Annotated in this window: 8 protein-coding genes; 3 read left to right on the top strand and 5 right to left on the bottom strand. The window is 63.1% G+C overall.

Annotated elements, in window-relative coordinates; all coding sequences use genetic code 11:
* Positions 1-114 precede the first annotated feature (114 nt).
* From ACEQXE_RS07920 to ACEQXE_RS07905, 4 genes are all read right to left on the bottom strand, one after another.
* The gene (locus ACEQXE_RS07920) at positions 115-930 is read right to left on the bottom strand and encodes a hypothetical protein (protein WP_370178346.1); all 816 of its coding nucleotides are present in this window, start codon (positions 928-930) and stop codon (positions 115-117) included.
* Positions 931-1,013: 83 nt separating this feature from the next.
* A complete protein-coding gene (locus ACEQXE_RS07915) occupies positions 1,014-2,069 on the bottom strand; it encodes an amidoligase family protein (protein ID WP_370178345.1) in 1,056 nt (351 codons plus the stop codon).
* 72 nt (positions 2,070-2,141) lie between these two features.
* Positions 2,142-2,927, bottom strand: coding sequence for an SDR family NAD(P)-dependent oxidoreductase (locus ACEQXE_RS07910; RefSeq protein ID WP_370178344.1), 786 nt, complete (start codon positions 2,925-2,927; stop codon positions 2,142-2,144).
* Positions 2,928-2,955: 28 nt separating this feature from the next.
* A complete protein-coding gene (locus tag ACEQXE_RS07905) occupies positions 2,956-4,128 on the bottom strand; it encodes an acetyl-CoA C-acetyltransferase (RefSeq protein WP_370178343.1) in 1,173 nt (390 codons plus the stop codon).
* A gap of 436 nt (positions 4,129-4,564) precedes the next feature.
* On the opposite strand from ACEQXE_RS07905, the gene ACEQXE_RS07900 reads away from it, so the two are divergent.
* From ACEQXE_RS07900 to ACEQXE_RS07890, 3 genes are all read left to right on the top strand, one after another.
* Positions 4,565-7,738, top strand: a complete 3,174-nt coding sequence (locus ACEQXE_RS07900) for a carboxypeptidase regulatory-like domain-containing protein (protein ID WP_370178342.1) — start codon at positions 4,565-4,567, stop codon at positions 7,736-7,738.
* Positions 7,739-7,824: 86 nt separating this feature from the next.
* Positions 7,825-9,276, top strand: coding sequence for a sulfotransferase (locus tag ACEQXE_RS07895; RefSeq protein WP_370178341.1), 1,452 nt, complete (start codon positions 7,825-7,827; stop codon positions 9,274-9,276).
* A gap of 30 nt (positions 9,277-9,306) precedes the next feature.
* On the top strand, positions 9,307-10,767 hold the full coding sequence (locus ACEQXE_RS07890; RefSeq protein ID WP_370178340.1) for a sulfotransferase: 1,461 nt from the start codon (positions 9,307-9,309) through the stop codon (positions 10,765-10,767).
* Here ACEQXE_RS07890 and ACEQXE_RS07885 read toward each other — a convergent pair.
* Positions 10,764-12,713: AAA family ATPase (locus ACEQXE_RS07885; RefSeq protein ID WP_370178339.1), on the bottom strand; the 1,950-nt coding region annotated here is incomplete at its 5' end. The genes ACEQXE_RS07890 and ACEQXE_RS07885 overlap by 4 nt on opposite strands.

The raw sequence follows: 12,713 nt of genomic DNA, 5'->3' as shown, positions 1-12,713 counted from the left end.
GTGGTAGGAAAGGCCGAACCTGTGCGATCCACCCATTGCAATCCATGCGGAGCGGGCCGGTCACCGCAGACATGCAGCAACCGGCCCTGCAATGGCGCGGATGATGTCAGCCGATCAGTGCGATTCGTGGCCCAGCGCGGCGGCAATCACGTCGATCCGGCCCCACGTCGCCAGATCGCCAGCTGCGGCCTTGGCCCGCGCGACATCCATGCCCCATGCTGCTGCAAGCACCTGCGCATCGCTGTAACCGTAAGGGAGATCGTTCCACTCGCAGCTGGCACCCCGCCCGCGGCTTTCGTTCAGCAGCAGCGGAATATTGGCCACCAGCCCTACCCCGACCTTGTTGCCGATTTCGATTTTGCCCTGGTAGGGATCGGTCCCGTACAATTCGCCCAACAGCTTGGCATCGCAATAGGAATATCCCGAGGCCCAGAAGCGGTCGAGCGCGGTCTGCTCCATGTGCGGATCGTGCCAGTCTTGCTCGTCTCCCTCGCCACCCAGCAGGCCATAGACCTCGCCACTATTGCCCATGGTGAACATGCCCGCAGCGCGCGCCTTGGCATCCCAGGTCTCTATGCCCCAAAGCTGCCCGAGCTGCTCCGCATCCGAATAGGCAAGGCCGGTATCGGCCCATTCGCAGGCATGGCCGCGATTACGACTGGTCTGGAGTAGCGGGCCGAGATTTTCGGCATATCCGCCGACGATCTTCATGCCGATCTGGATCTTGCCTTCGTAGGGATCCATTCCCCAGACCGCACCGACCAGCTTGGCGTCGCAATAGGTATAGGCTGAGTTGACGAAGGCGCTAACATAGTCGCTTTCGGTTTGCGCCACGAGCGGCTGGTAAGCGACGATTCCCGCCGCAGATGTCGTCAGCATCAAAGCCAGGGCGACGCGGATGCCGCGACGGCGTCCTGTTCGAGTGGTCATGTTTCCCCCCTCAGGTTTCGCGACCCTTCAAGAGCGACCGGCTGCCTGCCTAACACGAAATACCGCCAATGTCTGTGACCGGGTCATGAACCGGCGAGTGCGGGGATTGCCTGTGTCAGATCGGCACCTTCAGGTGGAATGGCCGGTTCGGACGGGTCGAGGCAAAAGCGCAGGATCGCTTCGCATCCACGCGCCCAGCGCACGATGTCGCCTGCATCGAGCGTGGCGGGGAAGATGCGGAACTCGATGGTGTCCTTGTTGGGCGACGCGTTGACGAGATTGGCGAGATTGAGGTCGCACCATTTCTTCAGCCCCGCCTTGGAGAGCCGCGCGCGCGCCGCTTCCCATTCGAGCGACTGGAACTCTGCTGTTCCTGTCATTTCGGCCAGGCCGGGCGGCCAGCCGCCGGTGCGCACGCAGGCCGGGTTGCTCCGGGCGAAATCGCGCAGAGCCGCGTGGTGCGCGGTATAGAAGGCGACCAGCCGGGCGACCGCCTTTGCGCTGCGCATCGGCTTTGCGTCGAAATGCAGGTGCGTTGCGCCTTCGTGCGGGATCGCGAACCCAAGCGCACGGGCATCGGCGAGGAGCGCATCGATAGCCTCTGCGTGGTCGCGTTCTATCGGCGCAGTGACGATCTCGCACGGACGTTCGCGTTCGCCGGGCAGCGGCGCGCCGATGGCGATGGAGGATCCCTGCGCGTCCACCACGCGCACCATGCCGCCTTCGTGATGTTCGGCCTCGGTCCCGAACAGCGCCGCAAAAGGATCGAGTACCCGGTCGAGCGGCTGTGCCGCGTCGCAATTCTGCTGGGCCAGCCGCAACAGCCGCGCATCGTCTGCCACCAGGCGATACCAGCCGGGATGCGGGGCATGGGACTTGTCGAGATCGCGCTGCAAGGTCAGGTCGTCGACGAAGCTGGCGACCCACGCACCGCTGGCGTCCGTCACCCGGTAACCAAGGGTGAGGTTTTCGAACACGGGCTGGCCCGGCAGCGCACTGGTCTCGCTTTCGGGATGGAAGATACGGGTGGCAGTGCCGCCGACCCGCTCCGCCACGCGGGACGCCAGCGTCTCACGGCTCGCACCCTTCGGAGCGAGTAGCTCGATCTCGACCCCGATTTTCCATCCAAGTTTGCCCATGCCCCCTACCCCTAACGAAAATGGGCCCCTGCGTCCGGCAGGAGCCCATCCTCTAGCACATTCGCGCGATGCTTACCGCGGCGCCATGCGGATTGCACCGTCGAGGCGCACGTCCTCACCATTGAAGTAGGTGTTTTCCAGCATGACCATCGCCAGCTTGGCGTATTCTTCCGGGTTGCCGAGGCGCTTGGGGAACGGGACCGAGGCATTGAGCGCTTCGATCGCCTTTTCGGGCAGCCCCATCAACAGCGGCGTGTGGAAAATGCCGGGCAGGATCGTGTTCACCCGGATGCCCTCGCCCATCAGGTCGCGCGCGATGGGCAAGGTCATGCCCACAACGCCGCCTTTGGATGCCGAGTAGGCCGCTTGGCCGATCTGGCCGTCTTCGGCAGCGACGCTCGCCGTGTTAACAATCGCGCCGCGCTCTCCGTCTTCGTTCAGCGGGTCGAGCGTCAGCATGCCCGCAGCCGAGTGTGCGATGCAGCGGAACGTGCCCACGAGGTTCACCTGGATCACAAAGTCGAAGGCGGAGAGCGGGAAGTGCTTGATGCTGCCGTCTTCTTTGGACCGGCTCGCGGTCTTGATCGCGTTACCGATGCCGGCGCAGTTGACCAGGATACGCTCCTGCCCATGCGCCTCGCGCGCCTTGGCGAAGGCGGCGGCGACATCTTCCTCGCTCGTCACATTGACCTTGCAGAAGGTGCCGCCCAGTTCCTTGGCGACCTTCTCGCCCTCGTCTTCCTTCATGTCGAAGATCGCGACCTTGGCGCCCTTCGCGGCGATGGCGCGCGCGGTGGCGAGGCCAAGGCCCGATGCACCGCCGGTGACGACGGCGGGGGTTTGTGCGGAAATTTCCATGATTCTCTCTCCGGTTGGAATTGGGATTTCAGAGCATCTCGACGATGGTCACGTTGGCGACACCGCCGCCTTCGCACATCGTCTGCAGCCCGTATTTCTTGCCGCGCGCCTTGAGCGCGTGGAGCAGCGTCGCCATCAGCTTCGTGCCGCTCGCGCCCAGCGGGTGGCCCAGCGCAATCGCGCCGCCATTGACGTTGAGCTTCGCCGGGTCCGCGCCGACGTGCTTCAGCCACGCCATCGGCACAGGCGCGAAGGCCTCGTTCACCTCGTACAGGTCGATATCGTCGATGGAGAGGCCTGCCTTCTTCAGCGCCTTGTCGGTCGCGAATAGCGGCTCTTCCAGCATGATGACCGGGTCCCCCGCGGTCACCGTCAGGTCGACGATCCGGGCCAGCGGGGTGAGCCCGTGTTTCTTGAGCATTGCCTCGGACACGATCAGCGCCGCACTCGACCCGTCGCAGATCTGGCTGGCCGATGCGGCGGTGATACGCCCTTCGGGGCTGAGCAGCTTGACGCTGGCAATCCCTTCGAGGCTGGCGTCGAACCGGATGCCCTCGTCCACCGTATGCATCTTCTCGCCCTCGGGCGTTTCGATGGGGATCGGCACGATCTCCGCATCGAAGGCGCCCGCCTCGGTCGCGGCCTTCGCCTTTTCGTGGCTGGCGAGCGCGAATCGATCCAGCTCATCCTTCGAGAAGCCATGCTTTTGCGCCATCATCTCGGCGCCCATGAACTGGCTCCACTGGACGCCGGGGTACTTCTTCTCGAGCCCGGGCGACTTATAATTGCCCAGCCCTTCCTTCATGTGGAACATCGCGGAGCTGCCCATCGGCACGCGCGTCATGCTTTCGACACCGCTGGCGATCACGACATCCTGCGTCCCGCTCATCACCGCCTGCGCGGCGAATTGTATGGCCTGCTGCGAACTGCCGCACTGCCGGTCGATCGTCACCGCGGGCGTGCTCTCGGGCAGGTGCTTCGTCGCGAGCACCGCGTTGCGGCCCACCTGCATCGCTTGCTGGCCCGCCTGGCTGACGCAGCCCATGATCACATCGTCGACTGCCTTCGGGTCGATCCCGGTGCGCTCCACCAGCGCGTCGAGCGTCTGCGCAGCAAGATCGACCGGGTGCACATCGGCCAGTGCCCCACCCCGTTTGCCACCTGCTGTGCGCACCGCGTCGACGATAAATGCGTCGGCCATTCGTATCTCTCCTGCTTATCTCTTCGATGGACCTTGTGGGATGCTGCGTGGGAGCCCCCCGATTGCGAGTCAAGCAGCGATGAAGGTTCGAACGCGGCTGGCCATGTGGAGCCCGCCTCACGATCTTATGTCTCGTTTTGGGATTTCAGAAGCGCGGTTATCGGCGCCGCTCGGCCCCCAAACGCAACTTTATTACTTCTAATTGCAGGAATGTTGCGAAAGGCCGCAGCACTGTCACCGAGATGCCACAGGAATTTCACTTCGGCGGAAAACGGGGCCTATTGCTTTTGCATTATGAGTGTCCCGCGTTAATCCTGCAGCCATTCCATCTTTGGGGGTCACGTGCGTGCTATGCGCTGCCGACAGGGACTGGAGAAATGGTCTGGGGAGCGAACCAAACGTCTCCCCGGACGAGCAACGAAGGGAAATGCTCAAGATGACAAACAAAAGCTTTTATAAGCGGCTGCTTGCGTCGGGTACGGCTCTGCAAGCGGTTGCACTGATCGGGGGCGGCGCTGCCGTTACCATGGTCGCTGCACCCGCTGCCGCGCAGGACTATACCCGCGGTACGCTGCAGGGTACGGTTCTCGACGCCAGCGGCGCTCCGCTGTCCGGCGCCGAAGTGACCGTTACCTCGAACGCCCAGGGCTTTAGCAACACCGTCACCACCGACGCCACCGGCCAGTTCCGCGTCACCGCGCTGCCGACCGGTACGTACACCGTGGTCGTCCGCTCCGGCGGCGCCGTGGTCGTGGAAGACCGTGGCACCACCGTGCTTGCCGGCCAGACCAACACCTTCCGCTACGCTGCGGCCGGTGGTTCGACGGGTTCGTCGGGCGAAGTTCTGGTTGTTACCGGTACGCGCGTTGCGGTTGCTGACTTCCAGGCCACCCAGACCGGTGTGACCCTGGACGTCCAGGAACTCGCTGAAACGGTTCCGGTCGGTCGCGACCAGACCTCGCTCATCCTGCTCGCTCCGGGTACGACTGCTGGCGACAGCGGCTTCGGCAACCTGGCATCGATCAGCGGCGCGACGGTTGGTGAGAACGCCTACTACGTCAACGGCCTGAACATCACCGACTTCCGTAACTTCCTCGGTGGTTCGATCATTCCGTTCGAATTCTACCGCACGCTCGACGTCAAGACCGGCGGCTACCAGGCCGAATATGGTCGCGCGCTGGGTGGTGTGACCTCGGCTGTTACCAAGTCGGGTTCGAACGAGTTCGAAGCCGGTGCCGTGATCACCTTCAGCCCGGATTCGCTGCGTTCGAACGCACCGAACACCTTCGTTGACGCGGACGGCCTGTTCTACGCCGACGACACCACGGGCGCAGCCTGTGTGCCGGGCACGGCCAACTGTTCGGAAACGACCGCTACGGAAATCGGTGCGCTGAACGAGGACGATTACTCGCAGGGTCTCCAGGCGAACTTCTACGCCTCGGGTCCGATCATCAAGGATCGCCTGTTCTTCTACGCGCTGTACAATCCGCGGGACAACGAAAGCGCGGGCACCAGCTCGTCGGGTGGTCGTCGCACGATTATCCGTAACAAGAGCCCGTTCTTCGGCGGCAAGCTCGACTTCGTGATTGCCGATGGTCACCGTCTGGAAGGTACCTACTTCCGCGACAAGCAGACCCAGACCGTGCAGTACATCGAGTACGATCCGACCACGGATTCGCTCGGTGCCGTGCAGGGCGGCCTGATCCAGGAGTTCGGCGGTGACAACTTCATCGTGCAGTACTCGGGTCAGTTCACCGACTGGTTCTCGATCTCGGCAGCTTACGGCCAGAACAACAACGTCGGTACGCAGGTTGCGAACCCGAACCTGGCCTACATCCTGTCGCGCATCGGCGGTACGTTCGTTGCCGGCGGTACGGCTACGGGCAACCTGTCCGATTCGGATAAGCGTGAAATCTACCGCGCCGATGCCGATCTGTATGTCGACTTCCTGGGTGAACACCACTTCCGTGCCGGCTTCGATCTCGAAAAGCTGTCGGCTCAGGAACTGACGACCTACAACGGCTCGGGCTACCGCTACGACGTTCGTTCGAACCTGAACATTCGTTATTACTACTATAACGAAGGTGCTTTCTCGACCGACCAGCGTGCGTTCTACCTGCAGGATTCGTGGTCCATCATGGATGGCCGCATCAACCTGCAGCTCGGCGTGCGTAACGACAACTTCAAGAACTACACCCAGCTGGGTGACAAGTTCTACGACTCGGGTGACCTGTGGGCCCCGCGTCTGGGTGGTTCGTTCGACGTGTTCGGCGATGGCCGCACCAAGATCGTTGGTTTCTGGGGCCGGTACTACCTGCCGATCGCAACCAACACCAACATCCGCCTTGCCGGCGCCGAGACGTATTATCGTCAGATTCACTTCTACGGCACCAGCACCGATGCGGATGGCAATGGTATCCCCGATTTCTACACGCTTGACGGCAATGGCGACATTGTCGGCTTCGTGTCGAACTTCCCGCTGGGTACCAACGTCTGTCCGGCTGGTTCGCCGAACGCTGGCGAGGTTTGCCACTCGATCTACGGTGACGGGACGCTTGGCCCGACGGACACCCTGGTGTCGTCGACGCTCAAGCCGAGCTACACCGATGAGTGGCTGATCGGTGCCGAGCACCGCTTCGGTGACTGGACGGTTGGCCTGAACTACATCAACCGTCGTCTGGGTGCGACGCTGGAAGACGCCGCGATCGACGCTGCTGTGCTTGCCTATTGTACCGCCAATGGCGTTGCAGGCTGTGCCAGCGAGTGGACCGGCTTCCACCAGTACGTGCTGCTGAATCCGGGTGAAGATGTGACGGTTCGCCTCGATGGCGACTGCTCCATCGCCGGTCAGTGCGATGTCGTGACGCTGGCGGCTGCCGATCTCGGCTATCCGCAAGCGGTTCGTGACTACGACGCGATCGAGCTGGAAATCGAGAAGGCCTTCGACGGCTTCTGGGGCTTCAACTTCAACTACACCTGGACCAACCTGGTTGGTAACTTCGAAGGTGCGGTGAAGTCGGACAACAACCAGTCGGACGCTGGCCTGACGCAGGACTTCGACCAGCCGGGCTTCCTCGACGGTGCGTATGGCGATCTCGCCAACGGCCGCGAGCACGCGTTCAAGTTCTACGGACGTGTGAAGCCGACCGACTGGCTCGACATCGGCGTGAATGCGATCCTCGAATCGCCGCGTAAGTTCAGCTGTATCGGTAACTACCAGAACGATAGCTCGACCTTCGAGTACTCGTATGGTGCCGCTTCGTTCTACTGTCGTCAGGCACAGTTCGGCGGTGACGGTCTCGACAGCGGCCTGAACGACGGTACGGGCACCGGTTCGGTGCTGGTGCCGCGCGGTACGGCCTTCGAATCGGACTGGAACAAGCGTATCGACCTCGGTGTCACGCTTACCCCGGCCCCCGAAACGATGCCGGGCGTCAAGTTCCGTGTCGACGTGTTCAACGTCTTCAACTGGGACTCGGTGCTGGATCGCTACGAGTTCGGCGATTACAACTTCGGTGGTGCACACCCCGACTTCGGTCGGGCGACGGGCTACCAGTCGCCGCGTTCGGTTCGCCTCTCGGCGTTCCTGCGCTTCGGTGGCTCGAACTAATCGTTCGAACCAGTCGAAAGACACACAAAATGGAAAGGGGCGGCTCGATGCCGCCCCTTTTTTTGTCTATGGACCACCCCGTGAATATGCAGTCTCTCCAAGCCGCCGCCGCCCAGTTCAAACAGGCGCTCCAGCGCGATGACCGGACCGGCCTGGTCGAAGCCGCAAAGGTCCTGGTGTCCCAATCCGCGCCCCTGGGGCCCCAATGGTCGGGCGCCGCGGACCAGCTCGTGCGCTGGGGTGAGCTCGAACTGGCACTCAGCGCGCTCGATCTGTGGAAGGCGCAAGGCGCCCCGCCCTTCGCGGCCGAGCACCAGCAGGCCGTGCTGCTCGCCCGCACTGGTCACAACCGCGCAGCGCTCGATAAAGTGACCGCGATTCCCGAAAACCTGCCTGCGCCCGAGGCAAACGCCTATCTGCGTGCGTCCGCTGCCGTGACGCTCGGCGATCTCGAGACGGCGGAAGCAGAGTTCCGGCGGGTGCTCAAGGCAGTGCCCGAATCGGCCCGCTCATGGCTCGGCCTTGCCCAGATGGAGCGGCTGACCGAAGAGGATCGGCGGTCGATCGAGGTCCTGGCCGCTTCCGGCGCTGCAAAAGAGCAAACCGATCGGGCCGCGCTGGAACATGTTCTCGCGCTGCTCGCCCACCGGGAGCGCGATTTTGCAACCGCATTCGCCCACTACCGCCGCTCGACCGAGATCAAGGGCGAAACGATGAAGTACCAGGCGCAGGACAATGTTGCCTCCGCGCGCATTGCAGCAGCCTGGACCAGCGATTCGATAGACCACCATGCGCAGACTGCGCCGGCAAGCGAGCGCAAGCCCATCTTCCTGACCGGCCTGCCGCGCAGTGGCACTACGCTGGTCGAACAGATCCTGTCGGCCCACTCGCAAGTCGATGGCGGCGGAGAACTGGGCCTTGCGGTGCAAGTCGAAGCGACCGTCGGCGGTTTCGCTCCGTCGGACTTCGATAACTACGTCGCTCGAGGCGGGTCGATCGAGGCGCTTCGGGCGCTATATCTGCGCCTTGCCGGAGAACGGATCGGCGGCACGGGTCGTTTCGTCGACAAGAGCCTCAACCAGAGCCGTTCGATCGGGCCGCTATCGGTGCTGTTCCCGCATGCTCCGATCGTGTGGATGCAGCGCGATCCGGCGGACAATGCGTGGTCGATCTATCGTTCGTGGCTGGCGAATAATGTCGTCGGCGGCTGGTCGCTGGCGGAAATTGCGCATCACATGCGGATCGAGGAAGCCATGCTCGATCACTGGCGCGCGCAGCTAGGCGAGCAACTCCTCGTGGTGTCCTATGCGGACCTCGTCGATGCACCGGACCAGTGGGTAGAGCGGATCACGCGCCATTGCGGCCTCGAACCGGAGGCTGGGCAGATCGACTTCCACAAGAGTGATCGCGCCGTTTCTACGGCCAGCTTCCTGCAGGTGCGCGAACCCATCAACCGTCGCGGCATCGGTGTCGCGGCACCGTATAGAGAGCATATGGCAGCCTTCGATGCCGCCTATGCGGATAGAATTGCGCTCTAGAGCGCACCCATTTCAGCGAGAATTCGATACGTGAGCGATCAAACCGCCCAGAGCCTGCAGAACTTCGTCGCCGCATTGCAACGCAATGACCGGCGCGTCTCGAACGAAAATGCCCAGAGCCTGATCCAGCAGCGCGCCGCATTGGGCGACAAATGGCGGCTTATCGCCAAGGTTATGCAGACCAATGGCGAAGTGAGCCTTGCCGATCAGGCGATGGCCTTGCTGGTAGAGCAATCGGCCAATCGCGATCTCGCCATGTTCGAACGCGCGACCATCGCGGCGCAGGTCGGCCGCCTGGAAGATGCCTCGGCAATCCTCCAATCGCTACCAGGCAATGTCCCCGATCCGGCGAGCCACGCCTACCTGCGCGGCACGATGGCGATGAACTTCGGCCAGATTGACGAGGCCGAGCAGTTCCTGCTCGCCGCGATCGAGGCGAATCCGCAGCTGGGCCAGCCACACCTTGCCCTCGCCAAATGTCGCAAGCGCAAGGAGGGCGATCCCCTGGGCGATCGCATTCTTGCGGCGGGCAGTGCCATGGCGAACGCGTTACCGGCGGAACAGGCGCAATACCATTTTGCCGCCGGATCGGTGCAATTCGACCGGAAACAGGCCGACTCCGCCTTCGAACACTTTACCCAAGGCGCGGGCCTGATGGCCACCCAGCGCAGCTACGACCATGCGGCGGATCGGCGGGAGGCCACGATCAGCCACGAGGGTTACGAGCGTGATGAAATCCAGCGCTTGGGCGATATGGTGCAGACCGACACCAGCGATGCGATCTTTGTGACCGGCCTTCCCCGCTCCGGCACAACGCTGGTCGAACAGATCCTCGCCAGCCATTCTGCGGTCGTGGGTGGCCAGGAGCTGGGGAGCATGGGGGTCGTCCAGCGCGATCTTTCGCAGAACTCCTATCGCGGGCTCAAAACCTATGGCGCGAATGCGAAGCTCGACAACCTGAGCAAGCTCTACCTGCACCTTGCGCGGGAAAGATTCGGCGAAGCCGGCCGATTTGTCGACAAGGGCCTTAACAATCCGCGTTTCATTGGCATGATTGCGAGCCTGCTGCCGCAATCGCCAATCATCTGGCTGCGCCGCGACCCGCTCGATTGTGCATGGTCGGCCTATCGCACGTTCTTTGCGACCGGGCTGGAATGGAGCTGGAAGCTGGAGGACATTGCCCATCACTTCAGGATCGAAGATGCGCTGTTCCGCTTCTGGTCGGAACTGCTGCCCGACCGCATCCTGGTGGTCAATTACGCGCGCCTGGTCAACGAGCCGCAAGCGCAGATCGAAAGGATCCTGTCCTTCTGCAATCTGGCGAGCGAGCCGGCCGTGTTCGAGCCACACCGCACCAGCCGCGTTGTGGCCACCGCCAGCACGATGCAGGTGCGCGAACCGATCGGCACCGGGGCGCTGGGCGCCGCCGATCCCTATCGCGAACATTTACGCCCGTTTTCAGATGCTTATGCAGGCACCGCTGCCAGCTAGGCCACACTGATCGACAGCTGGCCATCGCCTTCGTCGATCTTGACCGTGCTGCCATCGGGGATTTCGCCCTGTAGCAGCCGCTCTGCCAACGGGTCCTGCACGTAACGCTGGACCGTGCGCTTGAGCGGGCGGGCACCATAGACCGGATCGTAGCCGACCCGGCCGAGCCAGCGCTTGGCCGCGTCGGTCAGATCCAGCTCGATCTTGCGGTCCGCGAGCAGCTTTTGCACGCGGGCGACCTGCAATTCGACGATCGGTGCCATGTCGGCCTGCCCCAGCCGGTGGAACAGGATGATCTCGTCCAGCCGGTTGAGGAATTCGGGGCGGAAGTGGCCGCGCACGACCTCCATTACCTGCGGCTCGACATCGCTGACCTGCTGGTCGTCGGTCATCTGGCTGAGATATTGGCTGCCGAGGTTCGAGGTCAGGATGATGAGCGTGTTCGAGAAATCGACCACGCGTCCTTGTCCATCCGTTAGCCTGCCATCGTCCAGCACCTGCAGCAGCACGTTGAACACGTCGTTGTGCGCTTTCTCGACCTCATCGAACAGCACGACCTGGTAAGGCCGCCTGCGAACCGATTCGGTGAGAACGCCGCCCTCTTCGTAACCAACATAGCCCGGAGGTGCGCCGATAAGCCGGGCAACTGCGTGCTTTTCCATGAATTCGCTCATGTCGATGCGAACCATCGCACCGTCATCGTCGAACAGGAATTGCGCCAGCGCCTTGGTCAACTCGGTCTTGCCGACACCGGTCGGGCCAAGGAACAGGAAGCTGCCCAGCGGGCGGTTGGGGTCCTGCAATCCGGCGCGCGCGCGGCGTACTGCCTTGGACACGGCCTCCACCGCTGCCGTCTGGCCGATCACGCGCTTGCCCAGCGCCTCTTCCATACGCAGCAGCTTGTCGCGCTCGCCTTCCAGCATGCGGTCGACCGGGATGCCGGTCCACCGCGCGACGACGCCCGCGATGTCTTCTTCGGTCACTTCCTCGCGCAGCAGCGCGTTGGAGGTGTGCCCTTCGGCTTCCTTCAGCTTGTTCTCAAGCTCGGGAATGCGCCCGTATTGCAGCTCGCCCGCCTTGGCGAGATCGCCCGCGCGCTGTGCCTGTTCCAGTTCCAGACGCGCCTGGTCGAGGTCTTCCTTGATCCGCGCCTCGGCATGGATCTTGTCGCGCTCGCCCTGCCAGCGCTGGGTCAGTTCCGACGAGCGCTGTTCCAGATTGGCGAGGTCTTCGCGCAGGTTCTCCAGCCGTTCGGCACTGGCGCTGTCGCTTTCCTTGGCGAGCGCCTGTTCCTCGATCTTGAGCTGGATGATCCGCCGGTCGAGGTCTTCGATTTCCTCTGGCTTGCTTTCCACTTCCATGCGGATGCGGCTCGCCGCCTCGTCCATCAAGTCGATCGCCTTGTCGGGCAGGAAACGGTTCTGGATGTAGCGTGCGGAAAGCTGCGCGGAGGAAACGATAGCGCCGTCGGTGATGCGCACCCCGTGGTGCAGCTCGTATTTCTCCTTGATCCCGCGCAGGATGGAGATCGTATCCTCCACGCTCGGCTCTTCGATATAGACCGGCTGGAAGCGGCGTTGCAGCGCCGGGTCCTTCTCGACATATTTCTGGTATTCGTCGAGCGTGGTCGCGCCGATGCAGTGCAGTTCGCCGCGCGACAGGGCCGGCTTGAGCAGGTTGCCGGCATCCATGCTGCCTTCGCTCGCGCCCGCACCGATCAGCGTGTGCATCTCGTCGATGAACAGGATGATCTGGCCTTCGGCGCCCTTCACTTCGTCGAGCACAGCCTTGAGACGTTCCTCGAACTCACCGCGATACTTCGCGCCCGCGATCAGCGCACCCATGTCCAGCGACATGAGCGTGCGACCCTTGAGGCTGTCGGGCACGTCGCCGTTGGCGATGCGCAGCGCCAGGCCTTCGGCAATCGCGGTCTTGCCGGTGCCGGG

The organism is Alteriqipengyuania sp. (assembly GCF_964222115.1).
Classification (GTDB): Bacteria; Pseudomonadota; Alphaproteobacteria; order Sphingomonadales; family Sphingomonadaceae; genus Alteriqipengyuania.
This window is presented reverse-complemented; position numbering and strand designations above follow the sequence as displayed.